This is a genomic window from Nocardioides sp. cx-169 (assembly GCF_021083605.1).
Taxonomy (GTDB): Bacteria; Actinomycetota; Actinomycetes; order Propionibacteriales; family Nocardioidaceae; genus Nocardioides.
This window is the reverse complement of sequence record NZ_JAJNRO010000003.1, coordinates 107,110-132,391: the sequence shown is the minus strand read 5'-3', so window position 1 is coordinate 132,391 and position 25,282 is coordinate 107,110. Positions and strand designations below refer to the sequence as shown.

Below are 25,282 nucleotides of genomic sequence, written 5' to 3'. Positions count from 1 at the left end.
TCAGGGCCGGTGCTCCTCGGGGGCGCCGCCGGCCGAGAACGGCGCCTTCTTGTCCGCGGTCGGGATCAGGTCGCCGGCCGGTTCGCTGTAGGAGACCTGGGTGAGCCGGTCGCCCACGAAGTGCAGCGAGGTGAGCGAGGTCAGCGTGCACTGCCGCGAGCGCGGGTCGTGGAGGAACGAGCGCTTCTCGGCGTGCAGACGGGTGATCCAGATCGGCAGCTGGTGCGACACCAGGACGGCCTCGTGCCCGGCCGCCGCCTCCCGGGCGTCACGGACCGCGGACATCATCCGGGCGACGACCTCGCGGTAGGGCTCCCCCCACGAGGGCTTCCAGGGGTTCCACAGGTAGCGCCAGTTCTTGGGGTTCTTCAGAGTGCCGTCGCCCTGCCCGAAGCGCTTGCCCTCGAAGACGTTGGTGGACTCGATGATCCGCTCGTCGGTCACGATCTCCAGGCCGCGCACCACCGCCAGCGGCTGCGCCGTCTCCTGGGCCCGCTCGAGCGGCGAGACCCGCAGGTGCACGATGTCGCGCCCCTTGATCGAGTCGGCGACCTTCTCCGCCATCTGCTTGCCCAGCTCGGAGAGGTGGAAGCCGTCGCGCCGGCCGTAGAGCACGCCGTCGGGGTTGTGGACCTCCCCGTGGCGCATCAGGTGGACGATCGTGTCGGGGGTCTGGCTCATCGGTCTCCTCGGGAGGCGGCGGCCGCTTCGGCCGCGGCGGGCAGGGCGTCGAGCACGGTCTGAACGGCACGATCATCGTGCGCGGAGGAGAGGAACCACGTCTCGTACGCCGACGGCGGCAGGTAGACCTGGCGCTCGAGCATCGCGTGGAAGAAAGCGGCGTACGCGACCGTGTCGGTGCGCGAGGCGTCCGCGAAGTCTCGCACGGGGCCGTCGCCGGGGTCGGTGAAGAACACCGAGAACATGGTGCCCGTGCTCTGCACGACGTGCGGCACGCCGGCCGCGGTGAGCGCGGCGGCGGTCGCCTCCTTGACGGTGTGCGCGGCGGCGCCGATGTGGGCGTACACCTCGTCGGTCGCCAGGCGCAGCGTGGTGAGCCCCGCGGTGGTCGCGATCGGGTTGCCCGAGAGCGTCCCGGCCTGGTAGACCGGCCCGTCCGGCGAGAGCTGGGACATGACGTCGGCGCGACCGCCGAACGCCGCCGCGGGGAAGCCGCCGCCCATGACCTTGCCGAACGTCACGAGGTCGGGGCGCCAGCCCTCGACCGCGCCGTCCAGACCCCATTGGCCCTGGCGCGAGGCGCGGAACCCGGTCATGACCTCGTCGCTCACGAACAGCGCGCCGTGGCGCGTGCAGGTCTCGGCGAGGAAGCGGTTGAAGCCGGGCTCGGGCGGCACGATGCCCATGTTGCCCGGGGCGGCCTCGGTGACCAGGCAGGCGATGCGGTCGCCGTGCTCGGCGAAGGCGGCCTCGACGGCGCCCCGGTCGTTGTAGGGCAGCACCAGGGTCAGGGCAGTGGACGACTCGGGCACGCCCGGCGTCCCCGGCGTCGCGAACGCGACTCCTGAGGGGCCGGGGGACGAGGCGTCGCGAAGGGTGGCCAGGCCGGAGCCGGCGGAGGCCAGGAGGGAGTCGACGTGCCCGTGGTAGCAGCCGGCGAACTTCACCACGACGTCGCGACCGGTGAACCCGCGTGCGAGCCGGATGGCCGACATGGTGGCCTCGGTGCCGGAGGAGACGAACCGCACCCGCTCGACCGGCGCCCGGGCGACGATCTCCTCGGCCAGCAGCACCTCGGGCTCGGTGGGGGTGCCGTACGACGTGCCCCGGCCGACCGCGGCCAGCACCGCGGCCTGGACCTCCGGGTGGGCGTGGCCCAGGAGCATCGGCCCCCACGAGCAGATCAGGTCGACGTACTCGTGGCCGTCGACGTCGGTCAGCCAGGCGCCCGCAGCGGAGCGGATGAAGCGCGGTGTGCCTCCGACGGCGTTGAACGCCCGCACCGGGGAGTTGACGCCCCCGGGCGTGACTGCACGCGCGCGCGCGAAGAGCGCGGCGGACTCGGGTGCTGGGGGGATGCTCACGCCTGCCATTGTCGCCGAGAGGGCCAACGAACGGGCATCGCCGCCCGCTCGTCCCCGGGCGCGGAGTGACGCATTCCACTTCACCCGGTGTACGTCGTCACGGAACGGGCGCATACTCGTTTCATGCTCGGCGGCGTCGCCGCCACCGTGCGAAGCACGCCTCGCGAGGCGTAACTGGGTGTCACAACATTCGTTGGATTGGAACAGCATGCGGGTGGGAAGCATGGCTGCAACCAAGGGGAGAGAAATGTCCGCCAAGCGATTCGGTCGCCTGCAGAAGGCCACGGCGATCCTGCCGCTCGCCCTGCTCTCGGCCGCCTGGACCGCCAGCCTCGCCGGTGTCGGCCCGACCACGGTCTCGGCCACGACGTCGCAGGAGGGCGAGTCGCTGCCCGACGGGACCAGTGTCCCGACCGACGCGATCGAGGCCCCCGCCTCCGTGACCGCCGGCAGCGGCCTCGGCGGCGCGGTCGACGGCAACGCCGCGCAGATCATCGCGACCTCCTCCACCAACGGCATCCCCTCGGCGGCCCTGGCCGCCTACATGCGCGCCGAGACCGTCATCAACTCCGCCGACAAGGCCTGCCGCCTGCCCTGGCAGCTGGTCGCCGCGATCGGCCGCGTGGAGTCCAACCACGGCCGCTACGGCGGCAACACGCTCACTGACGACGGTGTCGCGACGCCCGGCATCTTCGGCGTGCCCCTCAACGGCAAGAAGAACACGGCGGTCATCCGCGACACCGACGCCGGCCTCTACGACCAGGACCAGGCCTTCGACCGGGCCATCGGCCCCATGCAGTTCATCCCCTCGACCTGGTCGGTGGTCGGCGTGGACGCCGACGGCGACGGCCAGCGCAACCCCCAGGACATCGACGACGCGGCCCTGGCCTCGGCCGTCTACCTCTGCTCGGGCAACGACGACCTCGGCACCCTCGGCGGCCAGCGGGCCTCGGTCTACCGCTACAACCATTCGACGGCGTACGTCGACCTGGTGCTGTCGATCATGGATGCCTACATGTCCGGCGACTACACCTCGGTCCCCAACTCCACCTCCTCGGCAGGCCGCATCGTCCCCGACCCGGGCTACTCCGGCGGCCAGGGCTCCAGCGGCGGACAGGGCGGCAAGCTGAACGACGGCGGTGGCAAGGCGGGCGGCCCCACCCCGGCCCCCCCGACCCCGACCGAGCCGGCCGCGCCCGAGCCCAGCGACAACGGCGGCGGCAACGCAGGCGGCGGCGGCAACGGAGGCGGCGGCATCCCGACGCAGGTGCCGAGCCCGTCACTGCCTCCCGTGACCATTCCGCCGCTGCCCTCGACCTCGGTGCCGCCCGTGGACCAGGTCCTGACCTTGGCTCAGGCGCTGGTCCAGTGCGCGCTCGACGGTCTCGTGGACAACCCGCTGGTCAACAACGACAGGTTCGACCAGTGCGTGAAGAACTACACCACCTGACCCGGCCCCGGCCCTGAATGCGGTGACGTGTCGATCCAGAAGCGCAGCTTGCGGCCGCGGGTGTCCTCGTAGACGCCCCCGTTGACCTCGATGGTGCGGCGTGAGGCCTCGTTGTCGTCGTCGCACGTGACCAGGACCCGGTCCAGACCCAGCTCGCCCGCCCGTCGTACGGCGAGAGCCAGCGCACGTGAGGCGTGGCCCTCACGCCGCCGCGACGGCCGCACCGAGTAGCCGATGTGCCCGCCCTGCTCGAGCAGCCAGTCGTTGAGCCGGTGCCTCAGGGCCAGGAAGCCGACGAGGCTCTCCGGGTCGCCGTCGGTGATCCAGTAGTAGTCGCTCGGCACCAGCCCCCCGGGCAGGGGCTCGACAGGCTCGGCGGCCTGGCGCAGCCAGTCCACCACCGCCTGGCACCCGCTCTCGCGCAGGTCACGCCAGCCGCCCGGGAAGTGCCAGTCGCCGGAGCCGTGCATCGTCTCGGTCCCGAAGTCGCGCACGGTCTCAGCCCAGCTCGCGCACAGGCGGACGTCGGGGACGATGAGAGCCGTCATGGGCCCATCGTAGAAGTGGAACGTGTTCTAGACTCCGCCGGTGACCGGATATGTGAGGGACAACCTGGAGCCGGCCGAGATCGAGCGACAGCGGCGGCTCTACGAGCCCTTCACGCAGAGCGTGCGCGAGCTCCTCGACGCCGCGATCCGGACCACCGTCGACGACGACGAGATCCGCCGTGCCCAGGCCGACATCGAGGCGGTGGTCGCCCGGCTTCGCACCAGCCAGCTCGACGGCCCGTACGGCGTGCGGTTCGGCGCCGAGGGCCGCGGGCGCCCCTGGGGCAACACGGTTGTGGGCGTACGCAATGCGGCCGCGCCGCCGCTGCTGATCGACCACGACGACGAGGGCCGGGCCTGGGCCGACTTCCACCTCGGCGCCGCCTACGAGGGCCCTCCCGGCCTGGTGCACGGGGGCGTCTCGGCGATGGTCCTGGACCAGATGCTCGGCGAGGCCGCCGGCGCCGGCGGCAAGCCGGGCATGACCGCCACCCTCACCCTGCGCTACCGCCGCGGCACCCCGCTGGGCGACCTGCGCGCCGAGTCGTGGATCGAGCGCAGCGAGGGCCACAAGACCTGGGCCAAGGGCCATCTCCTCAGCCCCGAGGGCATCACCGTCGAGGCCGAGGGCCTCTTCATCCTCCCCCGCTGGGCCCGCGACGCGATCGCGAGACGCGAGGCCGACCGACCGACCCCTCGGTACTTCGAGTAGCCGTGCCCGGCGGCGTCAGACGCGGTCGCCGGTCTTGACCCCCCGCTCGCCGGAGTCGCTGAGTCGCGACTCCTCGAGGGCCTGCTGCTCGAGCTCGTGGCGGCGGCTCTCGTCCAGCAGCTCGCGCGCGGCGTCGTAGGCACCGGGGGCGGAGACCAGGTCGGTGGCGCCGTGGCGGAGTCGGCCGAGCGCCGCCCGGGCGAAGATCTGCTGCTCGGTGGTGGTGCGCTCCGAGCGACCCCGGCCCAGGAACGACACGAACCAGTGCAGGACGGCCGTGACCCGGTTCTTGAACCCGGTGATGTAGACGAGGTGCACGGCCAGCCACATGAGCCAGGCGAGGATGCCGGTGAGCCGGAGCTTGCCGACCATCGCTACGGCACGGAAGCGACTGATGATCGCCATGGAGCCCTTGTCGCGGTACTTGAACGGCGCCTGCGCGGGCTTGCCCTTGAGCCGGCCGTCGATCTCGTTGGCGGCGTACTTGGCACCCTGGATCGCCACCTGGGCGACTCCGGGGAGGTTGTCGAGCGAGATCATGTCGCCCACGACGAAGACCTCCGGGTGGCCCGGGAGCGTCAGGTCGGGGTTGACCCCGATGCGCCCGGCGCGGTCGAGCGGGGCCCCGGTCTGCTCGGCGAGGGTCCTGCCGAGGGGGCTGGCCTGGACGCCGGCGGCCCAGATCTTGGTGACGGTGTTGATGCGCTCGATGCGCCCGTCCTTGTACCTGACCTCCAGCCCGCGCTCATCGACGTCGGTGACCATGGCTCCGAGCTGGACCTCGACGCCGAGCTTCTCGAGCTCGCGGGAGGTCCAGGCGCCCAGCTTGGCGCCGAACGGCGGCAGCACCTGCGGCGCCGCGTCCAGGAGCACCACCCGGGCGGTCCGAGTGTTGATGGCGCGGAAGTCGCGCCTGAGCGTGCGGTGGGCCAGCTCGGCGATCTGACCGGCCATCTCGACGCCCGTGGGGCCCGCGCCGACCACCACGAACGTCAGCAGGTGGTCGACGTTGTCGCCGCGCTTGGCACCCAGCTCGGCCATCTCGAACGCGCCGAAGATCCGCCCGCGCAGCTCGAGGGCGTCGTCGATGCTCTTCATGCCGGGGGCGTACTCGGCGAACTGGTCGTTGCCGAAGTAGGACTGGCCCGCGCCGGCGGCCACGATCAGCGAGTCATAGGGCAGCGTGATGTCGCGGCCCAGGACCTGCGAGGTGACCTCCTGGCGCTCGAGGTCGATGCCGGTGACCTCCCCGAGGAGGACCTGGACGTTCTTCTGCCCGCTCAGCACCTCGCGGGTCGGGGGCGCGATCTCCCCTTGGGACAGGATCCCGGTCGCGACCTGGTACAGCAACGGCTGGAACAGGTGGTGGGAGGTCTTGGCCACCATCGTGATGTCCACGTCGGCTCGGCGCAGCGCCTTGGTGCCGAACAACCCGCCGAACCCCGAGCCGACGACCACGACCCGGTGTCGCTGGGGCGTACTCCCCTGCGTCGTTGTGGTCTCCATCTGGCCCATCCCCTTCGCTCGCTTCTCTCCTACCATTGTCCTGCGGTCCGGCCGGTGGTGACGAATCCCGAGGCGATCCGACACCTTCCAGTGTGCTCGCCCGCTGGCGACGGCCCCGCTAGACCACCTGTGCCCGTTAGCGAATTTTTCAACGACACAGGTTTGGTGCCGGCATCGCCGGGGTAAACCTGCCGACAATGGCCCGAGCCTGCCCAGAACCCCGTCGGAGATAACACGTGCCGTTGAACCGGCCTGCCCTGTCCTTGGGCAGTGGACCCCGAGGTGTGCAAGACGCGCGCCGGTGGGTGGTCGCGACCTGCGTGGACATCGACCGCTCCGACCTGATCGAGTGCGCCGAGCTGGGCGTGTCCGAGCTCGTCACCAACGCCCTGCTCCATGGTGCCCCCCCGATCCAGGTGCGCGTGCGGGGCACCTGGGAGCACCCGCGGGTGGAGGTGCGCGACGGCTCGACCACGCCTCCGCTGCTGCCGTCGATCACCGAGCCCACCGACGAGGACGACCTGCTGCTGACCTTCGGCCGCGGCCTGAGCATCGTGGCGCGCAGCGCGGACGCCTGGGGCGCGGAGATCGAGGAGGACGGCAAGATCGTCTGGTTCAACCCGGCCCCGGTCTTCTCCGAGGACGACGGGGTCGAGGGCGTCATCACCGGCATCGCCCGCGAGGGTCGCTCGCTGTCGGACTCCCCCGACATGATCGAGTTCGAGATCCGCGACGTCCCGCTCAAGGCCTACGTCGCCTTCCACCGGCACTACCGGGAGCTGCGCCGCGAGGTGCGGCTGCTGGCCCTGGCCCACGAGGCCGACTACCCGCTCGCCAAGAACCTCTCCGACCTGTTCGGCTCGCTCGAGCAGCCCCTCCACGACGGGATGGGGGCCGGCCAGATCGAGGCGGCCCTCGAGGCCGGCAGCACCACGACCGACGTCCACGTGATCATGGAGCGCTCCTCGGCCAAGCTGATCGGCCGGTTCATGGAGCTGCTCGACCTCGCCGACGCGTTCTGCCGCGAGGAGCGGCTGCTGTCCCTGGCCCGCACCGAGGAGCAGCAGCAGTTCCAGGAGTGGTTCCTGGGCGAGTTCGTGCGGCAGGCCAACGGCGAGGAGTCGCTGCCGTGGCGCGGGTCCAGCGACCCGTCGGTGCGACAGACCTCCCTGTCCTGAGCCTCGAGGCACCCAGGCCGGGTCAGGCGTAGCCGAGCTCGTGCAGGCGCTCGTCGTTGATCCCGAAATGGTGGGCGACCTCGTGGACGACGGTGATCCGCACCTCCTCGACCAGCTCGGCCTCGTCGGCGCACATGTCCAGCAGCGGTCCGCGGAAGACGAAGATCCGGTCGGGCAGCTCCGCGCCGGTCGTCCACTCGCGCTCGGTGAGGGCGACCCCGTCATAGAGGCCCAACAGGTCGTCGGGCTCGCCCTCGGGCGGCTCGTCCTCGACGAGGACCACCAGGTTGCGCACCAGCGTCGCGAGCTCGTCGGGGATCCCGTCCAAGGCCTGATCGACGAGCTCGTCGAAGCGCTCCGGCTCCATCTCGATCGGCACGCCGCCATTGTGCCCGAAGGCCGTCCGCGAGCTCGGCGCGCGGTGCGGATCCCCGGCACGCACAGACGCCCCGGACCGTGATGGTCCGGGGCGTCTCTCTGCGACCCCGACGGGACTCGAACCCGCGGCCTCCGCCGTGACAGGGCGGCGCGCTAACCAACTGCGCTACGGGGCCAGGTGTGGTGCTCTGGTGCTGCTCGCTGCGGCTCGGCCGAAGCGCTGGAACTCTAACCCATCGATGCGAGCAGGTCCCAATCCGGGACCCGCGCCGCACCCCCAACGGGATTCGAACCCGTGCTACCGCCGTGAAAGGGCGACGTCCTAGGCCGCTAGACGATGGGGGCCTTGCTGCCGGGCCAGCATAGGGCCGCGCACGATCGGCCTCCAAAGTGCCGCCCCGGAGCGGCCCGGAGCGCGCCCGGACCGTGTCGTGGTCTCGCTTTCGCCCCCGCCCGGGGCCTCCTGTAGGGTTTCGGTCGCTTGGCCAGGTAGCTCAGTTGGTACGAGCGTCCGCCTGAAAAGTGGAAGGTCGGCGGTTCGACCCCGCCCCTGGCCACCGGCAACCGAAGCCCCCGTCGCACGCGACGGGGGCTTCGGCGCTCAGAGGCGCTCGAGGATCGTCACGTTGGCCTGGCCGCCGCCCTCGCACATCACCTGCAGGCCGTAGCGGCCGCCCGTGCGCTCGAGCTCGTAGAGCAGCGTCGTCATCAGCCGGGTGCCGGTGGCCCCGATGGGGTGGCCGAGGGCGATGCCGCCGCCGTTGACGTTGGTCCTCGCGAGGTCGGCGCCGGTCTCCTTGGCCCAGGCCAGGACGACGGAGGCGAACGCCTCGTTGACCTCGAACAGGTCGATGTCGTCGATGCTCATCCCGGTCCGCTCGAGGGCTCGGCGAGTGGCCGGGATCGGACCGGTGAGCATCCAGACCGGGTCGTCGGCGAGCACGCTGAGATGGTGGATGCGGGCCCGCGGGGTGAGCCCGTGGTCGGCGAGCGCGCGCTCGGAGGCGAGCAGCATGACGCTGGCGGCGTCGCTGATCTGCGAGGCGACGGCCGCGGTGATCCGCCCGCCCTCGGCGAGCGGCCTCAGGCCGGCCATCCGCTCGCGGGTGGTGTCGCGGCGTGGCCCCTCGTCGACCTCGAGCCCGGCCAGCGGCTCGATCTCTCGGGTGAAGCGCCCCTCGTCGGTGGCCAGGATCGCCCGCTGGTGGCTCTCGTAGGCGAAGGCCTCCATGTCGTCGCGGGAGATGTCCCACCTCTCCGCGATCATCTCGGCGGAGCGGAACTGCGACACCTCCTGGTCGCCGTACCGGGCCTGCCAGCCGGGCGACTCCGCGAACGGCGTCGTGAACCCGAACTGCCGGCCGACCACCATGGCCGAGGAGATCGGGATCGCCGACATGTTCTGGACGCCGCCGGCCACGATCAGGTCGGCGGTCCCCGACATCACGCCCTGGGCCGCGAAGTGGACGGCCTGCTGGCTGGAGCCGCACTGCCGGTCGATGGTCACCCCGGGCACGTGCTCGGGGAGGCCGGCGACCAGCCAGGCCGTCCGCGCGACGTCGCCGGCCTGGGAGCCGATCGTGTCGCAGCAGCCGAGGATGACGTCGTCGACGGCGCCCGGGTCGACGCCGCTGCGGCGCATGAGCGCGGCCAGCGCGTGGCCACCGAGGTCCGCGGAGTGGACGCCGGCGAGCGCGCCGCCGCGACGGCCGACGGGCGTGCGGACGGCGTCAACGATGTAGGCCTCAGGCACGGGGTCCTCCGCTGCTGGTCGGTCTCACGGGTGCTGGCTGCTGACGGACACGACCTCGCCGGTGAGGTACGACGAGTACCCGCTGGCGAGGAAGACCATGACGTTGGCGATCTCCCACGGCTCGGCGGCGCGACCGAACGCCTCACGGCCCTGGAGCTCGGCCAGCAGCTCGTCGCTGGTGACCTTGGCGAGGAAGGGGTGCATCGCCAGGCTCGGGGAGACGGCGTTGACCCGGATGCCGTGCTCGGCCAGGTCCATCGCGGCGGTGCGGGTCAGGGCCATGACGCCGGCCTTGGCGGCGGCGTAGTGCGCCTGGCCCTCCTGGGCGCGCCAGCCGATGACCGAGGCGTTGTTGACGATCACGCCCTTCGTGCCCCGCTCGACCATGCGCCGCCCCGCGGCGCGCACACACCGGAAGGTGCCGGTCAGCGTGACGTCCAGGACCAGGGACCACTGCTCGTCGGTCATCTCGAGGATCGAGGCGGTGCCGCCCAGGCCGGCGTTGTTGACCATCACCTCGACGCCGCCGAACGGCTCGGCGGCGTCGAGCAGCGCCTGCACGTCGTCCTCCCGGGTCACGTCGCACGCGACCGAGACCACGCGGTCGGGGCCGAACTCCGCGCCCAGCGCCTGGGCCGCCTCGGCCAGGCGGCGCTCATGGGTGTCGCCGATAACGAGCCCGGTCGCCCCCTCCTCCAGGACCTTGCGCGCGACCGCGGCGCCGATCCCCGCCCCGGCCGCCGCGGTGACCACCACGGTGCGCCCGGCCAGCAGCCCGTGGCCCGGCACGTAGTCGGGCGCGCTCTGTCCGGGTCGGGCCGAGGTCATCCGCGAGGCTCCTTCGGTAGGCCGAGCACCCGCTCGGCGATGATGTTGCGCTGGATCTCGTCGGAGCCGCCGTAGATCGTGTCGGCCCGGCTGAACAGGAACAGCGTCTGCAGGTCCCCCAGACCGTACGGTGCCTCGACGGTGAGCCCCTCCCCGCCGAGGACGTCCATGGCGAGCTCGCCCAGGTCGCGGTGCCACCGGGACCACAGGAGCTTGGACACCGAGGCCTCGGGGCCCCGCGAGCCGGCGTCGTACGCGCTCAGCGTGCGCAGCGCGTGGGTGCGCATCACCTCGAGCCCGAGCCGGGCGCGCGCGATCCGGTCGGCGATGACCGGGTCGTCGAACGCCCCGGTGCGCCGGGCCTCGGCGACCACGCGGTCGAGCTCGCGGGCGAAGCGGACCTGCTGGCCGATCGTGGAGACGCCGCGCTCGAAGCCGAGCGTCGCCATCGCGACCCGCCAGCCGTCGCCCGGATCGCCCACGACAAGGCCCGCCTCGGTCTCGGCGCCATCGAAGAAGACCTCGTTGAACTCCGAGGTCCCGGTCAGCTGCAGGATGGGGCGCACCTCGACCCCGGGCTGGTCCATCGGCACCAGGAGGTAGGAGAGGCCGGCGTGCCGCTGGGAGCCGGGCTCGGTGCGGGCCACGACGAAGCACCAGTCGGCGACGTGGGCCAGCGAAGTCCAGACCTTCTGCCCGTGAAGCACCCAGCGCTCGCCCTCGAGCCGCGCCTTGGTGCGCACGCCGGCGAGGTCGGAGCCGGCGCCGGGCTCGGAGTAGCCCTGGCACCACAGCTCGGTCACGTTCACGATGCCGGGCAGGAAGCGGGCGCGCTGCTCGTCGGTGCCGAGCGCGATGAGCGTGGGACCGAGCAGCTCCTCGCCCAGGTGGTTGACGGTCGCCGGTGCGTTGGCCCGCGCGTACTCCTCGTGGAAGATCACCTGCTGGAAGAGGCTCAGCCCCCGTCCGCCGTACCGCTCCGGCCAGCCCAGGCAGGTCCACCCCCCAGCCGCGAGGTGCCGGTTCCAGGCGAGCCGCTCCTCGTGGGCCTCGTGCTCGCGTCCGGACCCTCCCCGGCCCTTGAGCGCCGCGTACTCCCCGACCAGGTTCTCCGCCAACCAGGCCCGGACCTCCTCGCGGAACGCCTCGTCGGCGGCGGAGTGGGTCAGGTCCATGCCTCGCACCGTACCAAACCAAGCACTTGTTTGGTACGGTGCGAAGCATGACCGACCCGGCCCCCGTGGAGCTCACCGAGGCCGAGGAGGCGTTCCGCGTCGAGGCGCGCGGGTGGCTGGCCGAGCACAGCCCCGGGCGGCTACCGTCGATGGACACCCCCGAGGGCGCGGCCGCGCACCGGGACTGGGAGCGGACGCTGGCGCAGGCCCGCTGGTCGGTCGTGGCCTGGCCCGAGGAGTACGGGGGCCGCGACGCCTCGCTGACCGAGTGGGTGCTCTTCGAGGAGGAGTACTACCGCAGCGGCGCACCGACCCGGATCGCCCAGAACGGCATCACGCTGCTGTCCCCCATCCTCTTCAGCCACGGCACCCCCGAGCAGCAGGCCCGCTACCTGCAGCCGATGACCGACGGCACCGAGGTGTGGGCCCAGGCGTGGTCCGAGCCCGAGGCCGGCAGCGACCTGGCCGGGATCCGCAGCCGGGCCGAGCGCGACGACGAGCGCGGCGGCTGGGTGCTCAACGGGCAGAAGACCTGGAGCTCGCGGGCGCCGTTCGCGGATCGCGGGTTCGGGCTCTTCCGCAGCCACCCGGACGCCGAGCGCCACCGGGGCCTGACCTACTTCCTCTTCCCGCTGGATGGCGAGGGCGTCACCGTGCGGCCGATCGCCCAGCTCGACGGCGATCCCGGCTTCGCGGAGATCTTCTTCACCGACGTCTTCGTGCCCGACTCCGACGTGCTCGGCGGGGTGGGCGACGGCTGGCGGGTGGCCATGAGCACGGCCGGCAATGAGCGCGGTCTCTCGCTGCGCGCGCCGGGACGGTTCCTGGCGGCGGCCGACCGGCTGCTGGCGCTGTGGAGCGAGCGGGGCGCGGACGCCCCCCACCTGCGTGACCGCGTGGTCGACGCCTGGATCGGCACCCAGGCCTACCGGCTCTACACCTGGGCCACGGTCGACCGGCTGCAGGACGGCGGCGAGCTCGGCGCCGACGGCAGCGTCAACAAGCTCTTCTGGTCCGAGCTCGACGTCGACCTCCACGAGACCGCGCTCGAGCTGCTCGGCCCCGACCAGGAGCTGCGCGGCGAGGGAGCATCGGGCGCGTGGGCCGACGACTACCTGTTCGCGCTGGGCGGGCCGATCTACGCCGGCACCAACCAGATCCAACGCAACATCGTCGCCGAGCGCCTGCTGGGCCTGCCGCGCGGCGATCGGAGAGCCGGCGCATGAGGTTCGGGCCCTCCGCGGAGCAGCGCTCCTTCGGTCAGGCCGTGGAGTCGCTGCTGTCCGCGGCCGACGTCCCCGCCGCGCGACGCTCCTGGGCGGCCGGCGACCCTGCGGCCGGTCAGGCCCTGTGGGGCCGGCTGGCCGAGCTCGGCGTGACCGCCCTCGGCGTCCCCGAGGAGCTCGGCGGCATCGGCGGCACCCCGCTGGACCTGGTCGTCGCGCTCGACCCCATCGGCTACCACGGCATCCCCGGGCCGGTCGTCGAGTCGCTCGCCGTCGCCCCGATCCTGCTGGCCGGCACCTCCGAGAGCGGGCTGCTCGAGCGGGTCGCCGAGGGCGACGCCCGGGTCACGTTCGCGCTGCCGCCGCACACGCCGTACGCCGTGGACGCCGACCGCGCCACCCACGTGTTCCTCGCCGCCGACGGGATCCTCTCGCGGGCGACGGTCGCACGCGCGCTCACGTCGGTCGACCCGGCCCGGCGACTCGCCGAGGTCCGTGCCACCGACGAGGTCGGAGCCGTCGGCGCGGCCACGGCCACCCGTGCCCTGGACCACGCGGCGCTGGCCACCTCCGCGGTGCTGGTCGGGGCCGGTCGGCGCCTGCTCGACGAGGCCGTCGCCTACGCGGGGCAGCGCCGCCAGTTCGGCCGGCTCATCGGCGAGTACCAGGCGCTCAAGCACCTGCTGGCCGACGTGCGGGTGGCCCTCGACTTCGCCCGGCCGCTGGTCCACGGCGCCGCGCTCGAGCTGGGCGCGGGCAGCGCCGTGGCGTCGCGCGACGTGTCCGCCGCCAAGGTCGCGGCCTCCGACGCCGCCCACCTCGCCGCGCGCACGGCGCTGCAGGTGCACGGCGCCGTCGGCTACACCCTCGAGCTCGACCTCAGCCTGTGGCTGCTGCAGGTGCGCGCCCTCCTCGGGGTCTGGGGCGCGCCCGGCTTCCACCGGGCCCGCGTCCACGACCACCTGACGGGGGCCTGATCGTGCGCTTCGCCCTCACCGAGGAGCAGGAGGAGCTGGCCGCCGCCGTACGCGGGCTGGTCGAGCGCCGCGCCGGCACCCTGGATCTGCGCGCCGCGGTGGCCACCCAGCGGGGCTACGACGAGGAGCTCTGGTCGGCGTTGACCGGCCAGATCGGCGTGGCCGCGCTCGCCGTGCCGGAGGAGTACGGCGGCGCCGGCTTCGGGCTGTTCGAGGTCCAGGTCGTCCTGGAACAGCTCGGGGCGTCGCTGACCCCCTCGCCGATGCTCGGCTCAGCGGTCCTGGCCGCGCAGGCGGTCCTCAACGCCGCCGGCCCCGAGGACCGCGCCCGGCTCCTCCCGGGCTTGGCCGAGGGCACCACCATCGGGGCTCTCGCCTGGGCAGACGCGGCTGGCCGATGGCGCACCGACACCGGCGACATCACGGCCTCCGAGGACGCCGGGTGGACCCTCACCGGCGCCGCCACCCTCGTGCTGGACGGCGCGCGCGCCGACCTGCTGCTGGCGGTGGCCGACACCGGCAGCGGCGTGGGGCTGTTCGAGGTGGACCCCGCGGCCGGCGGGGTGACCCGCACGCCGACGCCGGCGCTGGACCTGACGCTCCAGCTCGCCGAGGTGCGCTTCGAGGAGGCACCGGCGACCGCACTGTCGACCGACGCCGGCGCCGCGCTCGAGCGGCTGCACGCGATCGCGGCCGTGGCGGTGACCGCACTCCAGGTGGGTGGGGCGCAGACCGCGCTGGACCGCACCGTCGCCCATCTCCAGGAGCGCGAGCAGTTCGGGCGACCGCTCGGCTCGTTCCAGGCGCTCAAGCACCGAGTCGCCGACCTGCTGGTCGCCGTCGAGACTGCCCGGTCCATCTCCTGGGCGGGCGCCTGGGCGACCTCACGCGACACCGCCGACCAGCAGCTCCAGGCATCCCTGGCGAAGGCCTGGTGCTCCGAGGCGTTCTCCACGGTCGCCGCCGAGGCCGTCCAGCTGCACGGCGGCATCGCGATCACCTGGGAGCACGACGCGCAGCTGTACCTCAAGCGCGCCCACGCCACCGCCCAGCTCTTCGGGGCCGCGCACGAGCACCGTGCGCGCATCCTTCAGGCCCTCTGACCTCGCCTCACCACGGGATCGCCCCGTCGTCGTCGAAGAAGCCGCCGCTGGGGCCGTCGTCGGGCAGCGTGGCGAGCCGGATCGGCGTCGCCGCGCCCTGCGCCGGGGTGCGGTGGCCACGGAAGCCGTTGAAGTCGGTCGCGACGAAGCCGGGGCAGGCGAGGTTGATGAGGACGTTGGTGTCCGCCAGCTCCTTGGCGTACTGCACCGTCACGGCGTTCAGCATGGTCTTGGACGGCGAGTAGGCCACGGCGATCGGCCCGGAGTCGCGCTCCGGGTCGCTCTGCCGGGTCAGCGAGCCGACCGTGCTGGACACGTTCACCACCCGCGGCGACGCCGAGCGCCGCAGCAGCGGCAGCAGCGCGTTCGTCACCCGGATGACGCCCAGCACGTTCGTCTCCAGGGCGACACGCACCGCGGTCAGGTCGACCGTGGTCGGGGTCTGGTCCATGCCGCCGGTGATGCCGGCGTTGTTGACGAGCACGTCGAGACGCCCCTCCTGCTCCTCGACCAGTCGGGCCGCGCCGGCCACGCTCTCGTCGTCGATCACGTCGAGCGGGACGCCGAACGCGTCGACACCTGAGCCCCGCAGCCGCGCCACGGCTTCCTCGCGTCGCCCTGCGTCGCGGCCGCCCACGCCCACCCGGTAGCCGCGGGCGCCCAGCCCCGCGGCGATCTCGTAGCCGATTCCCTTGTTCGCGCCGGTCACCAGCGCGGTCGTCTTGTCTGCCATGCCTCGAGCCTGGCCCCCGCGGCCTCGCGCTTCAACACCGATCGGGTGGGCACCGATATCCTCAGGGTATGGATCCCGACGACGCCGTCGCCAATCTGGAGACCCGGGAGCTGCGGTACTACGTCGCGGTCGCCGAGGAGCTGCACTTCGGCCGAGCCGCGGAGCGGCTGGGCATGGCGCAGCCGCCGCTCTCGCGGGCGATCGGCCAGCTCGAGCGCCGGCTCGGGGTCACGCTGCTCGAGCGCACCAGCCGCCGGGTCGACCTGACCGAGGCCGGCGACGTGCTGCTCCACGAGGCCCGGGCCGCGCTCGACGCCGTCGAGGCCGCCGGCCGCCGGGCTCGGCGCGCCGCGCTGGCGTCGACGGGCGCACCCTCGGTGGTGCTCGTCGCCAAGGCGGGGGCGTCCACCGAGCTGCTGGCCAAGCTCCTGGACGCGTACGCCGCCGAGCCGGGCGCCGCCACCGTCGACGTGCGCCTGTGCGGCCCGGGCGAGCAGGAGCCGCTGCTGCGCGACGGGCGCGCGGACGTCGCCATCCTGCACCGGCCGTTCGACGCGACGCTCGGCCTCGACACCGAGGAGCTCCTGACCGAGGGCCAGGTGCTCGTCCTGCCCGCGGGCCACCCGCTCAGCCACCGCAGCGCCATCACCGAGGCCGAGGCCGGCTCGCTACCCGGGCTGCCGCTGCCCCGGTGGCCACGACGCGACGGCACCTTCGCCGATGGCCCCGGCCCGCAGGTGCGCGACCACACGCAGCTGACCCAGCTCATCGCCCTCGGGCGGGCGTGCGCGATCGTGCCGGAGTCGGGGGTCGCCGGACTGCACGGCGACCTGGTCGCCGTACCGGTGACGGACGCCGCGCGGGTCACGACCGTGATCGCGTGGCCGCCCCACAGCCGCTCGCGGGGCGTGGCCGGTCTGGTGCGGGCCGCCGTGCGCCGCTAGCGCCTCAGCAGGCCGCCGTGGAGCAGCGCGAGGTACTGGTCGGCCACCGACTCGTGCTGGAGCCGCCCGTCCGGGCGGTACCAGCGCACGGTCGCCCAGACGGCGTCGCGGACGAACCGGTAGACCAGCAGCGGCTCGAGGTCCTCGCGGAAGTCGCCGGAGCGCTGGCCCTCCTCGATGACGCCCAGCCAGATCCGGTTGACGCGGGCACTGGTCTCGCCGACGAAGGCGAGCTCGGGCAGGGTCGCGATCACGGCGGACTCGTTCTGGTAGAGCGCGACCGCGTCGGGGCTGGCGTGGATGGTCGCGAAGGCGCTCCGGATGAGCCCGTCCAGGCTTTCGCGCGGCCCGCCCCCGCGCTCGACGCTCTCCTCGAAGCCGGCCAGGAGGCTCTGCATGAAGTCCTGCAGGATCTCCTGCAGGATCGTCTCCTTGGAGTCGAAGTGGTGGTAGAGGCTGCCGGAGAGGATCCCCGCCTCGTCGGCGATGTCGCGCACTGTCGTCTGCGAGTAGCCCCGGGTCGCGAAGAGCCGCTCCGCGATGCCCAGGAGCTCGGCGCGGCGGCTCGAGCCGGCGCCGTTGCTCGCACGGCGGCGAGGTCGCTCGGCGTCGCTCGGGCTCATCGACGACCCCTTCCGGTCGGGTTACCGTAGGCTACCAAACAAGCACTTGGTCAGTGAGGAGGTCCCCGTGGCCGCACCGCCCACCGTCCCGCGCCTCCTGGAGCAGGCGGCGACCCGCTTCGCGGACCGCCCCGCCATCATCGACGGCGACCGGTCGCTGACCTACGCCGGGCTCGCCGCCCAGGTCCACCGGACCAGCCGGGGGCTGCGTGCGATCGGGGTGGCTCCGGGCGACCGGGTGGCGGTCTGGGCGCCCAACCGCACCGAGTTCGCCCTGGCCCTGCTGGGCGCGCAGTGCCTCGGCGCCTCGCTGGTGCCCCTCAACACCCGCTACCGCGGTCACGAGGCGCGGGCGATCCTCGAGCGCTCCGGCGCCTGTGTGCTCGTGGTCGCCGACGGCTTCCTCGACACCCACTACACCCGCATGCTGCGCGAGTCGGCGCCGGTGGGCGGCGTACCTGGCGGGGGGCCGGTGGCGGGCCTGCCCCGGCTGCACACGGTCGTGGACATGGCGGGCGGTGACGAGGCGGGGACGCTGTCGTGGGGAGACCTGCTGGCCCGGGGCCGACAGGTGCCGGAGGCCGAGGTCGCCGCGCTCGCCGAGCAGGTCATGCCCGACACCGTCTGCGACATCCTCTTCACCTCCGGCACGACGGGCCTGCCCAAGGGCGTGATGAGCAGCCACCGGCAGACGATCGGGGTGGCGTCGGTCTGGGCGAGCGGCGCCGCACTCACCGACGAGGACCGGTACGCCGTCATCAACCCGTTCTTCCACAGCTTCGGCTACAAGGCGGGGCTGATCGCGGCCTGCACCGCCGGTGCGGCGGTCTACCCGGTGCCGGTCTACACCCCCGAGAGCCTGATGGCGCTCATCGAGCGGGCGCGGATCACCGTCCTGCCGGGCGCACCGACGATCTTCCTCACCCTCATCAACCACCCGCAGCGCAGCGCCTTCGACCTGTCGTCGCTGCGCTTCGCGATCGCGGGCGCCGCCACCGTGCCGCCGAGCCTCTTCCAGCAGATGCGCGACGTCCTCGGCTTCGATACCGTCGCGCAGGCCTACGGCCTCACCGAGTGCGTCGTCGCCACCCAGTCCCGCCCCGGCGAGGACCCGCGCCACGTCGCCGAGACGACCGGCCCGGGGGTCGCCGGCATCGAGGTCCGCGTCGTCGACGCCCTGGGTCGCGACGTCCCGGTCGGTGCGGACGGGGAGGTCCTGCTGCGCGGCGAGAACGTGATGCTGGGCTACTTCGAGGACCCCGTGGCCACGGACGAGGCGATCGACCCCGACGGCTGGCTGCACACCGGCGACGTGGGGCGCCTCGACGAGCACGGTTGCCTGAAGATCACCGACCGGATCAAGGACATGTTCACCGTCGGCGGCTTCAACGTGTACCCCGCGGAGGTCGAGAACGTGCTGAGCGGCCATCCCGACGTCGTCGAGGCCGCCGTCGTCGGCGTGCCCGACGAGCGCCTGGGCTTCGTGGGCCGCGCCTACGTCACCCTGCGTCCCGGCGCTGACCTCGACCATGCCGCGCTCACGGCGTACTGCCGCGAGCGGCTGGCGAACTTCAAGGTCCCGCGCGAGGTGACGGTGCTGAGCGAGCTGCCGCGCAACGCCAGCGGCAAGGTGCTCAAGAAGGACCTCCGCTAGGGCGGCCGCCGGCTACCCGGCCTCGCGCTCGCGGGTGACCTCGAGCCGGCGTACGCCGCCGAGCCCGCGGCGGTAGCGCACGTGCGCGGCATGCGCGTCGAGGGCGTCGTAGAGCGCCTGGTGCGCGGCCCAGGGCAGCGGCTCGTCACCGGTGCGCCAGCTGGCGCCGAAGGCGACCCACACCGGGACCCACTGCGCCGCGCAGTCCCAGGCACCCCGGCGTGCCTCGACCAGACGACGGCGAAGCTGGAAGGCGGCCCGCGGCCCGTCCTCGTGGACCTGGGCGGTGGCCACCGGCCACACCCACAGGTCCAGGGCCATGAGGTCCAGCTCGAGCTCGCGCAGCGCCACGGGCTCGACCAGCACGGTCGCGACGTTCTCGTGGCCCGGGCGCCTCATGTCCCCAGACGCTAACCGACGCCGCCCTCCCTGTCCCCGGCTCCGACCGCTGACCCGTCAGAAAAGTCTCTGACGGGTCGGCGGTGAATCGGGTGAGTCGGTGACGGGTCGGTGGGTGCGCATCCGGGGGGAGGGGGGTGGGTACCGCGCTGGCGTCGAGCCCCGAAGGCGCCCAGGACGGAGAGCTGCGTGAAGCCGAGATGGACCAGCGGACCGGCCGGACTGACCCTGGTCAGGCACGGTCACAGCGTCGGCAACGAGGCGGACAGTGCCGCGCGCCAGGCCGGTGCGGAGGTGCTCGACCTGGACGCTCGCGACGCCGACGTGGAGCTCTCGCGCACGGGGCAGGAGCAGGCCGACGCCGTCGGGCGGTGGCTCGACGAGCTCGGCGACGACGACCGCCCGACGGTGGTCGTCAGCTCGCCGTACCGGCGCGCCGCTGAGACCGCGCGGCGGGCCGTCGAGCGCCTGGGCGTCGACCTGGAGTACGACGAGCGGCTGCGTGAGCGGGACCTCGGGGTGCTCGACGGGCTCACCGGGAGCGGGATCCGGAAGCGACACCCGGAGGAGGCCGAGCGGCGCGACAAGCTCGGCAAGTTCTACTACCAGCCTCCCAGCGGCGAGAGCTGGGCCGACGTGGCGCTGCGGGTTCGCAGCCTGCTGCAGGACCTGCGCCACGGCTACGACGACGCGCGGGTCTACCTGTTCACCCACCAGGCGGTGATCATGTCGTTCCGCTACGCGCTGGAGGGCCTCTCGGAGGAGGAGATCCTCGACATCGACCGCGAGGTGCAGATCCCCAACGCCTCGTTCACGACCTACCGGCGCCAGGGCGAGGGGTTAGAGCTCGTGACCTTCGCCGACACGGCGGCGGTCGACCGCACCGACGCCGACGTGACCGAGCAGGCGGACCGAGTGGGGGCGGGCGGCGCAGATGTCTGAGCCCACGGTCGTCACCCCCGCCGTGCTGCGGGACTGGGCGCTGCCCGCGGCCGGTGAGGGCAAGCGGGCCCGGGGACGGGTCTGCGTGGTCGGTGGGACCAGCGCCACCCCCGGCGCCGTCCTGGTCGCCGGCGAGGCCAGCCTGCGCGCCGGCGGCGGCGTGCTCGCGCTCGCGACCGCCGCGACCGCCGCCCCGGCGCTCGCCGTCGCGGTCCCCGAGGCCTCGGTGGAGGGCGTGGCCGTCGACCAGGACGGCAACCTCGCCGAGTCCGCGGCCGAGGTTCTCGCGCCCTGGGCGCAGGGAGCCGACGTGGTGCTGGTGGGCACGGGCTTCTCCGACCCCGACGCCTCGGCGGCCCTGCTGCGCCGCCTCGCGCCCGAGCTGGCCGGGACGGTGGTGGTCGATGCGCTCGGCTCGGCGTTCCTCACCGCCCACCCCGACGGACTGCACCACCTCGAGGGCCGCGCCGTGCTCTGCGTGAACCCGACCGAGCTGGCCCGCACCGCGGGCGTCGAGGACGATGAGGCGGAGGCTGACCTGGCGGCGGTGGCGGCGGAGGTGGCGCGGCGCTGCCGCGTCGTCGTCCTGTGCGGGGCCGCCGAGAAGCACGTGGTCACCCCCGAGGGGGACTCCTGGCTCGTCCAGGGCGGGGGTCCCGGGCTGGGCGTCTCCGGGTCCGGCGACGTGCAGGCCGGGATCGTGGCCGGCCTGATCGCGCGCGGCGCCGAGCCCGCACAGGCCGCGACCTGGGGCGCCTACCTGCACGCCCGCGCCGGCGAGCGCCTCGCCGCGGAGGTCGGCGTCGTGGGCTACCTCGCCCGCGAGCTGCCCGCGCAGGTGCCACAGATCCTGGTCGAGCTGGGCTGAGTGAGGGCTCAGTCCCCGCGCAGCCGGGCGTAGGCGTGCTGTAGGACGTCGGAGGTCGCCGTGACCGAAAGGACCGCGGCCGCCGCCCGCGTCGCGCGCGGCGCCAGCGTGAGCCCCGCGACGTACCCGGTGGCGACCCAGACTCCCAGGCAGAAGGGGCAGGTCAGGAGCTCGCCGACGGTGTGGCGCACCCCGTGGCCACGGGGTGCCTCGACGTGCTCGCCTGACCCGGCAGCTTCCTCGAACCTCGTGAACGGCGCCCGCAGCGGACTGGCCACCGAGGAGCGCGACAGCAGCCGGGTGAGCTTGTGGGTGGCCAGCCCACCCACCGCCAGGTCGGAGACGGCATAGCGCTCCGGCGCCTCGTGACCACGGGCCCTGGCCACGGCCACGAGCGAAGCGACGACCGCGCCGTAGGCGGTCATGCTGCCGGCGAACCCCGTGAGGTGCACCCGGTCGTCGGGGTCGTACGCCGAGTCGCCGCGGTGGAGGGCGGCGACACCGTCAAGGAGCTCGGACAGAAGGGTCATGACGGGTGGTACCCCGCTCGGGGCGCCGTATTCCTGTGCTCCGACAGGATGGGACCCATGACGCTCGACGAGGTGCTGCGCGCGCCCGCCCCGGCCCTGTCCGCTCGGTCGGTGACCACGCTGCTCGAGACCGGCTGGGGGCTGGGGGCGGTTGAGGTCCGGCCGCTGCCGAGCGAGCGCGACCTCAACGTGCTGGTGGGCGGGCGCCATGTGCTCAAGGTCTCCAACCCCGCGGAGACGCGCGAGAGCGTCGAGCTCGAGGTCGCGGTCATGGCGCACGCCGCCGCAACCGACCCGGAGCTGGTGATGCCGCGCACCGTGCCCACCATCGGCGGTCACGGGCTGCTCGAGACCACCGACGACGCCGGCCGGGCCTGCCTGGCTCGCGTCGTCACGGTCGTGCCCGGCGAGATCCTGGAGGGGGCGGTCGTGACGAGCTCGCTGGCCGAGCAGGTCGGCGAGCTGGCGGCCCGCACGAGCGTCGCGCTGCAGGGGTTCTTCCACCCGGCCGCGGGCGGGCGCGGCCTGGACTGGGACGTACGCCGGCTGCCCGACGTCGTGCGCGGCGCGCTCGTCTCCGGGGTGCTGGACCCCGTACGCGAGCCGGTCCTGGCCGGCCTGCCCGACCGGGTTGCCGGCTCCCTGCGCGCCTGCCCCGCCCTGCCGTCGGGCGTCCAGCACGCCGACGTGACGCTGACGAACGTGCTCGCCCACGACGGCCGGGTCACCGGCGTCATCGACTTCGGCGACGTCCACCACACGGCCCGGGTCGCGGACCTCGCGGTCACCCTGACCGCCGTGCTCCGCAACTCGGGGCCGCGCCACGAAGCCGGCCTGTGGGACCTCGCCGGGGCGGTGCTGCGTGGCTACCAGCGCCGGCAGCCGCTGCAGGCCGAGGAGGTCGAGGTGCTCGGCGACCTGGTGCTGGCCCGGCTGGCGGTCTCCACGCTCATCTCGCGCAGCCGCGCGGCCCGGCACACCGACAACGTCGCCTACATCACCCAGTACGACGACGCCAACGCGCGGGTGCTCGCCGAGCTGGCGGCGCTGTCCCCGGGCGAGCTGAGCGGGCGCCTGCACCGCCTCGCCGGCACCGCCGAGCCCCACGTGGACGGCGACCTCGGCGCGCGGCGGGCCGCGGTGATGGGTGGTCCGCTGTCGCCGCTCTTCTACGCGCGCCCCCTGCACGTCGCCCGAGGCGAGGGTCCCTGGCTCGTCGGCGACGACGGCCGCCGGATGCTCGACGCCTACAACAACGTCGCGGTCGTGGGCCACGCCCACCCCACGGTGACCCGAGCCGTCACCCGCCAGTTCGCGCGCCTCAACACCCACTCGCGCTACCTGCACGCGGGCGTCGTACGGCTGGCGGAGCGGCTGGTCGCCACCATGCCCGAGGGGCTCGACACGGTGCTCTTCACGACGTCCGGCACCGAGGCCAACGAGCTGGCGTGGCGCCTGGCCACCGAGGCGACCGGCGGCGACGGCGCGCTGGTCGCCCGCCACGCCTACCACGGCAGCACCCGCTGGATGGCCGACCTCAGCCCGAACGAGTGGCCACCGGGACACCGGCCGGAGGGCGTGGCGCGGTTCGAGGCGCCGTACGGTGACCCCGCTCTGCTCACCGCGGCGACCGCGGCCGGACGGGTCCGCGACGCGGCGGCGCAGCTCGCCGAGCGCGGACACCGGCCGGCGCTGGTCCTGGCCGACAGCGGCTTCACCAGCGAGGGCGTGCGCGACGCCCCGCCCGCCTACCTGCAGGGACTGGTCGACGGCGCGCACGAGGCGGGCGCGCTCTTCCTCGCCGACGAGGTGCAGGTGGGCTACGGCCGGACCGGCCCGCAGCTGTGGCGCTTCGCGCTGGCGGGCATCACGCCTGACATCGTCACGCTCGGCAAGCCGATGGGTGCCGGCTACCCGGTCGGCGCGGTCGTCACCCGCCGCGAGACCGCCGATGCCCTGGCCCGCCGCTACGAGTACTTCTCCACCTTCGCCGCCACCCCGGTGGCGGCGGCGGCCGGCAACGCGGTGCTGGACGTGCTCGAGGCCGAGCGGCTGCCGGAGCGCGCCGTCCTCGTGGGCGAGCACCTGCGCCGCGGCCTGCGGCACCTGGCGGCGACGCACGACGCGGTCGGCGAGGTGCGCGGGTCCGGGCTGCTCGCCGGCCTGGACCTGCCGGGTCGCGACCTGGCCCGCGAGGTGCTGGCCGGCCTCGTCGCGCACGGCGTGCTGGCCGGGCTGACCGGTCCCGGCGGTGACGTGCTCAAGGTGCGGCCCCCGCTGGTGTGGGAGGTCGAGCACGCCGACCTGTTCGTCTCCACGCTGGACCGGGTCCTGCACGAGGTGGGCGGGCGCCGATGACCGGGCTGCCCCGCTTCGAGACGGTCGCGCGCCGTCGACCGGTCGAGCTCGTGGTCCCCGGCACCGACCTCCCCGGCGCCCTGGCGCCGTACGTCGCGGTCCAGGCCGACGTGACGGGTCCGGGCCGAACGGCGCTGACGCTGAGGAGCGGCGCCGATCGGCTGAGCGGCGGGTACGACGACGGGCTGGCCCTGACGGTCACCGCCGGGGGCCGCACCACCACCCACCGGAGCCGTCGCCACGCCCGCCCCGGCGGCCCGCTCGAAGCGGTCGGGCTGAGCCTCACCGGCACCCACCTCGCGGTGCTGGGCCGCGAGGGCGGCGTGTGGACGGTCCGGGGCCGGGTCGACCTCGCCGGGCGGGTGGACACCCGCGACGAGACCTGGCTGGCCGGGCTCGAGGCCACGGCCGACGGGCCGGTCTGCGCCGTGCGCTCCGGCGGCTTCGGGCAGCTCGGGCTCCGGGACCTGCGCCTGGTCACCCACGCTGACGGCACGCCGTACCGGGACGGCGGCGAGGCGCTGCTCACCGCGACCAGCGCCGGCCCGGGCTTCTTCGACACCGCCCACACCTCGGTGTGGGGACTGCACCCGGACACCCCCGCGCTGCGCCACCGTGGCGACCTGTTCTTCCGCCGCCCCGACCGCCCCGGCGTCTTCGGGGACCACGCGACCCACCTGCTGCGCGACGGTGACCGGTGGCTCGCCGCGACCAGCACCTGGGGCGACTTCGACCGCGCGGCGCCGGGCGCCACCGTCGGCGTGACCCTCGCCGAGACCACCGCCGACCTCACCCGGGGTCGCCACGTCCTCGACACCCGCGCCCTCCCGCTGCCCACCGACGGGCTGCGCTCGGTGGGGGTCTGGGATCCGCACCTGGTGCGTGACGGCGACACGTGGCTGGCCGCCTACGTCAGTGCCCGCCGGTTCTTCGCCTTCCATCCCGTCCTCGCCACCGGACCCCGGCTCGACGCCCTCGCCTTCCGCGCCGCCGCCTCCCGGCGGCGGGCCACCGAGGGCCCCACGCTGGTCCGGCTCGAGGGCGAGTGGCACCTGCTGGCCAGCGACGGACGCGACGGGCGGTCCGGGGAGCGCGAGCGCTATCCGGTCTTCGACCTGGACCTGCACGAGGTCGGCACCCTCGAGGCGCCGTACCACTCCAACCTCCCGTGGCCCACGCTCCTGCCGCCCGACGGCGACGGGTCCTGGCTGTTGATCGGCTTCGACGCCACGAGGTACGGCGGCGCGCTGGTCGGCTACGGCACCCACGGCGACGTGGTACTCGCCCGCGGACACTCCGGGGAGCCCGAGGGTGTCACGCCCGGAGCAGCAGGGTAGGAAGGGCGGGGGAGG

General features: G+C 73.7%; 24 protein-coding genes and 3 tRNA genes. 13 read left to right on the top strand and 14 right to left on the bottom strand.

Annotated features, from left to right (window positions below):
- Together LRP67_RS05125 and hemL are read right to left on the bottom strand one after the other, a co-directional pair.
- Positions 1-681 (bottom strand): histidine phosphatase family protein, encoded by a 681-nt coding sequence (locus LRP67_RS05125; protein ID WP_231269110.1) that lies wholly within the window; start codon positions 679-681, stop codon positions 1-3.
- Positions 678-2,054 carry a glutamate-1-semialdehyde 2,1-aminomutase gene (gene hemL, locus LRP67_RS05120; protein ID WP_231269109.1) on the bottom strand — a complete coding sequence of 459 codons (1,377 nt, stop codon included), beginning with the start codon at positions 2,052-2,054 and terminating at the stop codon, positions 678-680. Before hemL ends, LRP67_RS05125 begins: the two co-directional genes overlap by 4 nt.
- 238 nt (positions 2,055-2,292) lie before the next feature.
- Here hemL and LRP67_RS21295 point away from each other — a divergent pair, with 238 nt between their 5' ends.
- Positions 2,293-3,495 carry a lytic transglycosylase domain-containing protein gene (locus LRP67_RS21295; protein ID WP_269211148.1) on the top strand — a complete coding sequence of 401 codons (1,203 nt, stop codon included), beginning with the start codon at positions 2,293-2,295 and terminating at the stop codon, positions 3,493-3,495.
- Here the strand turns inward: LRP67_RS21295 and LRP67_RS05105 are convergent.
- On the bottom strand, positions 3,483-4,043 hold the full coding sequence (locus LRP67_RS05105) for a GNAT family N-acetyltransferase (RefSeq protein WP_231269108.1): 561 nt from the start codon (positions 4,041-4,043) through the stop codon (positions 3,483-3,485). The two genes, LRP67_RS21295 and LRP67_RS05105, sit on opposite strands and share 13 nt — an antisense overlap.
- A 40-nt stretch (positions 4,044-4,083) precedes the next feature.
- Between LRP67_RS05105 and LRP67_RS05100 the strand changes: the two genes are divergently transcribed.
- Positions 4,084-4,755 (top strand): PaaI family thioesterase, encoded by a 672-nt coding sequence (locus LRP67_RS05100; RefSeq protein WP_231269107.1) that lies wholly within the window; start codon positions 4,084-4,086, stop codon positions 4,753-4,755.
- Positions 4,756-4,770: 15 nt separating this feature from the next.
- Here LRP67_RS05100 and LRP67_RS05095 read toward each other — a convergent pair whose 3' ends face one another.
- Positions 4,771-6,261: an NAD(P)/FAD-dependent oxidoreductase gene (locus LRP67_RS05095; RefSeq protein WP_231269106.1), complete on the bottom strand. Its 1,491-nt coding sequence runs from the start codon at positions 6,259-6,261 to the stop codon at positions 4,771-4,773.
- Between the two features lie 236 nt (positions 6,262-6,497).
- Here LRP67_RS05095 and LRP67_RS05090 point away from each other — a divergent pair, with 236 nt between their 5' ends.
- Complete coding sequence (locus LRP67_RS05090; RefSeq protein ID WP_308189700.1) at positions 6,498-7,439, top strand: ATP-binding protein; 942 nt, start codon at positions 6,498-6,500, stop codon at positions 7,437-7,439.
- Positions 7,440-7,461: 22 nt separating this feature from the next.
- Here LRP67_RS05090 and LRP67_RS05085 read toward each other — a convergent pair whose 3' ends face one another.
- The 3 genes from LRP67_RS05085 to LRP67_RS05075 all read right to left on the bottom strand — a co-directional run bounded on the left by LRP67_RS05085 (position 7,462) and on the right by LRP67_RS05075 (position 8,162).
- The gene (locus LRP67_RS05085; RefSeq protein WP_231269104.1) at positions 7,462-7,818 is read right to left on the bottom strand and encodes a metallopeptidase family protein; all 357 of its coding nucleotides are present in this window, start codon (positions 7,816-7,818) and stop codon (positions 7,462-7,464) included.
- A gap of 101 nt (positions 7,819-7,919) precedes the next feature.
- Positions 7,920-7,993, bottom strand: a tRNA-Asp gene (locus tag LRP67_RS05080).
- A 96-nt stretch (positions 7,994-8,089) separates the two neighbouring features.
- A tRNA-Glu gene (locus tag LRP67_RS05075) sits at positions 8,090-8,162 on the bottom strand.
- A 138-nt stretch (positions 8,163-8,300) separates the two neighbouring features.
- Between LRP67_RS05075 and LRP67_RS05070 the strand changes: the two genes are divergently transcribed.
- Positions 8,301-8,374: transfer RNA gene (locus LRP67_RS05070), tRNA-Phe, on the top strand.
- Between the two features lie 44 nt (positions 8,375-8,418).
- On the opposite strand, the gene LRP67_RS05065 is transcribed toward LRP67_RS05070, so the two are convergent.
- Genes LRP67_RS05065 through LRP67_RS05055 form a run of 3 tightly spaced genes read right to left on the bottom strand, consistent with a single transcriptional unit; the run spans position 8,419 to position 11,573 of the window.
- Entirely contained in the window at positions 8,419-9,570 is a 1,152-nt protein-coding gene (locus LRP67_RS05065; RefSeq protein WP_231269103.1) for an acetyl-CoA C-acetyltransferase, read from the bottom strand.
- Between the two features lie 24 nt (positions 9,571-9,594).
- Positions 9,595-10,398, bottom strand: a complete 804-nt coding sequence (locus tag LRP67_RS05060; protein ID WP_231269102.1) for an SDR family oxidoreductase — start codon at positions 10,396-10,398, stop codon at positions 9,595-9,597.
- Entirely contained in the window at positions 10,395-11,573 is a 1,179-nt protein-coding gene (locus LRP67_RS05055; RefSeq protein ID WP_231269101.1) for an acyl-CoA dehydrogenase family protein, read from the bottom strand. The genes LRP67_RS05060 and LRP67_RS05055 overlap by 4 nt, the downstream gene beginning before the upstream one ends.
- A 47-nt stretch (positions 11,574-11,620) precedes the next feature.
- On the opposite strand from LRP67_RS05055, the gene LRP67_RS05050 reads away from it, so the two are divergent.
- Genes LRP67_RS05050 through LRP67_RS05040 form a run of 3 tightly spaced genes read left to right on the top strand, consistent with a single transcriptional unit; the run spans position 11,621 to position 14,879 of the window.
- A complete protein-coding gene (locus LRP67_RS05050) occupies positions 11,621-12,799 on the top strand; it encodes an acyl-CoA dehydrogenase family protein (RefSeq protein WP_231269100.1) in 1,179 nt (392 codons plus the stop codon).
- Entirely contained in the window at positions 12,796-13,776 is a 981-nt protein-coding gene (locus LRP67_RS05045) for an acyl-CoA dehydrogenase family protein (protein WP_231269099.1), read from the top strand. The genes LRP67_RS05050 and LRP67_RS05045 overlap by 4 nt, the downstream gene beginning before the upstream one ends.
- Positions 13,777-13,778: 2 nt before the next feature.
- A complete protein-coding gene (locus LRP67_RS05040) occupies positions 13,779-14,879 on the top strand; it encodes an acyl-CoA dehydrogenase family protein (protein WP_231269098.1) in 1,101 nt (366 codons plus the stop codon).
- Positions 14,880-14,886: 7 nt separating this feature from the next.
- On the opposite strand, the gene LRP67_RS05035 is transcribed toward LRP67_RS05040, so the two are convergent.
- Positions 14,887-15,612, bottom strand: a complete 726-nt coding sequence (locus LRP67_RS05035) for an SDR family oxidoreductase (protein ID WP_231269097.1) — start codon at positions 15,610-15,612, stop codon at positions 14,887-14,889.
- 68 nt (positions 15,613-15,680) lie between these two features.
- On the opposite strand from LRP67_RS05035, the gene LRP67_RS05025 reads away from it, so the two are divergent.
- A complete protein-coding gene (locus tag LRP67_RS05025) occupies positions 15,681-16,556 on the top strand; it encodes a LysR family transcriptional regulator (protein ID WP_269211146.1) in 876 nt (291 codons plus the stop codon).
- Here LRP67_RS05025 and LRP67_RS05020 read toward each other — a convergent pair.
- Positions 16,553-17,179, bottom strand: coding sequence for a TetR/AcrR family transcriptional regulator (locus LRP67_RS05020; protein ID WP_231269096.1), 627 nt, complete (start codon positions 17,177-17,179; stop codon positions 16,553-16,555). The two genes, LRP67_RS05025 and LRP67_RS05020, sit on opposite strands and share 4 nt — an antisense overlap.
- Before the next feature lie 67 nt (positions 17,180-17,246).
- On the opposite strand from LRP67_RS05020, the gene LRP67_RS05015 reads away from it, so the two are divergent.
- Entirely contained in the window at positions 17,247-18,833 is a 1,587-nt protein-coding gene (locus LRP67_RS05015; RefSeq protein ID WP_231269095.1) for an AMP-binding protein, read from the top strand.
- A gap of 12 nt (positions 18,834-18,845) precedes the next feature.
- On the opposite strand, the gene LRP67_RS05010 is transcribed toward LRP67_RS05015, so the two are convergent.
- Positions 18,846-19,232 carry a hypothetical protein gene (locus tag LRP67_RS05010; RefSeq protein WP_231269094.1) on the bottom strand — a complete coding sequence of 129 codons (387 nt, stop codon included), beginning with the start codon at positions 19,230-19,232 and terminating at the stop codon, positions 18,846-18,848.
- Between the two features lie 189 nt (positions 19,233-19,421).
- Here LRP67_RS05010 and LRP67_RS05005 point away from each other — a divergent pair, with 189 nt between their 5' ends.
- Both LRP67_RS05005 and LRP67_RS05000 read left to right on the top strand, forming a co-directional pair.
- The gene (locus LRP67_RS05005; protein WP_231269093.1) at positions 19,422-20,174 is read left to right on the top strand and encodes a histidine phosphatase family protein; all 753 of its coding nucleotides are present in this window, start codon (positions 19,422-19,424) and stop codon (positions 20,172-20,174) included.
- On the top strand, positions 20,167-21,042 hold the full coding sequence (locus tag LRP67_RS05000) for an NAD(P)H-hydrate dehydratase (protein WP_231269092.1): 876 nt from the start codon (positions 20,167-20,169) through the stop codon (positions 21,040-21,042). Before LRP67_RS05005 ends, LRP67_RS05000 begins: the two co-directional genes overlap by 8 nt.
- 8 nt (positions 21,043-21,050) lie before the next feature.
- On the opposite strand, the gene LRP67_RS04995 is transcribed toward LRP67_RS05000, so the two are convergent.
- Positions 21,051-21,572 (bottom strand): DUF1360 domain-containing protein, encoded by a 522-nt coding sequence (locus LRP67_RS04995; protein WP_231269091.1) that lies wholly within the window; start codon positions 21,570-21,572, stop codon positions 21,051-21,053.
- A gap of 57 nt (positions 21,573-21,629) precedes the next feature.
- On the opposite strand from LRP67_RS04995, the gene LRP67_RS04990 reads away from it, so the two are divergent.
- Entirely contained in the window at positions 21,630-23,930 is a 2,301-nt protein-coding gene (locus LRP67_RS04990) for an aminotransferase class III-fold pyridoxal phosphate-dependent enzyme (RefSeq protein ID WP_231269090.1), read from the top strand.
- Positions 23,927-25,267, top strand: a complete 1,341-nt coding sequence (locus LRP67_RS04985) for a hypothetical protein (protein WP_231269089.1) — start codon at positions 23,927-23,929, stop codon at positions 25,265-25,267. Before LRP67_RS04990 ends, LRP67_RS04985 begins: the two co-directional genes overlap by 4 nt.
- Positions 25,268-25,282: the final 15 nt, after the last annotated feature.

Coding starts and splice junctions, on each gene's coding strand:
- LRP67_RS05125 (WP_231269110.1), bottom strand. CDS start 681: ATGAGCCAGACCCCCGACACGATCGTCCACCTGATGCGCCACGGGGAG.
- hemL (WP_231269109.1), bottom strand. CDS start 2,054: ATGGCAGGCGTGAGCATCCCCCCAGCACCCGAGTCCGCCGCGCTCTTC.
- LRP67_RS21295 (WP_269211148.1), top strand. CDS start 2,293: ATGTCCGCCAAGCGATTCGGTCGCCTGCAGAAGGCCACGGCGATCCTG.
- LRP67_RS05105 (WP_231269108.1), bottom strand. CDS start 4,043: ATGACGGCTCTCATCGTCCCCGACGTCCGCCTGTGCGCGAGCTGGGCT.
- LRP67_RS05095 (WP_231269106.1), bottom strand. CDS start 6,261: ATGGAGACCACAACGACGCAGGGGAGTACGCCCCAGCGACACCGGGTC.
- LRP67_RS05060 (WP_231269102.1), bottom strand. CDS start 10,398: ATGACCTCGGCCCGACCCGGACAGAGCGCGCCCGACTACGTGCCGGGC.
- LRP67_RS05055 (WP_231269101.1), bottom strand. CDS start 11,573: ATGGACCTGACCCACTCCGCCGCCGACGAGGCGTTCCGCGAGGAGGTC.
- LRP67_RS05050 (WP_231269100.1), top strand. CDS start 11,621: ATGACCGACCCGGCCCCCGTGGAGCTCACCGAGGCCGAGGAGGCGTTC.
- LRP67_RS05045 (WP_231269099.1), top strand. CDS start 12,796: ATGAGGTTCGGGCCCTCCGCGGAGCAGCGCTCCTTCGGTCAGGCCGTG.
- LRP67_RS05035 (WP_231269097.1), bottom strand. CDS start 15,612: ATGGCAGACAAGACGACCGCGCTGGTGACCGGCGCGAACAAGGGAATC.
- LRP67_RS05025 (WP_269211146.1), top strand. CDS start 15,681: ATGGATCCCGACGACGCCGTCGCCAATCTGGAGACCCGGGAGCTGCGG.
- LRP67_RS05020 (WP_231269096.1), bottom strand. CDS start 17,179: ATGAGCCCGAGCGACGCCGAGCGACCTCGCCGCCGTGCGAGCAACGGC.
- LRP67_RS05010 (WP_231269094.1), bottom strand. CDS start 19,232: ATGAGGCGCCCGGGCCACGAGAACGTCGCGACCGTGCTGGTCGAGCCC.
- LRP67_RS05000 (WP_231269092.1), top strand. CDS start 20,167: ATGTCTGAGCCCACGGTCGTCACCCCCGCCGTGCTGCGGGACTGGGCG.
- LRP67_RS04995 (WP_231269091.1), bottom strand. CDS start 21,572: ATGACCCTTCTGTCCGAGCTCCTTGACGGTGTCGCCGCCCTCCACCGC.
- LRP67_RS04990 (WP_231269090.1), top strand. CDS start 21,630: ATGACGCTCGACGAGGTGCTGCGCGCGCCCGCCCCGGCCCTGTCCGCT.
- LRP67_RS04985 (WP_231269089.1), top strand. CDS start 23,927: ATGACCGGGCTGCCCCGCTTCGAGACGGTCGCGCGCCGTCGACCGGTC.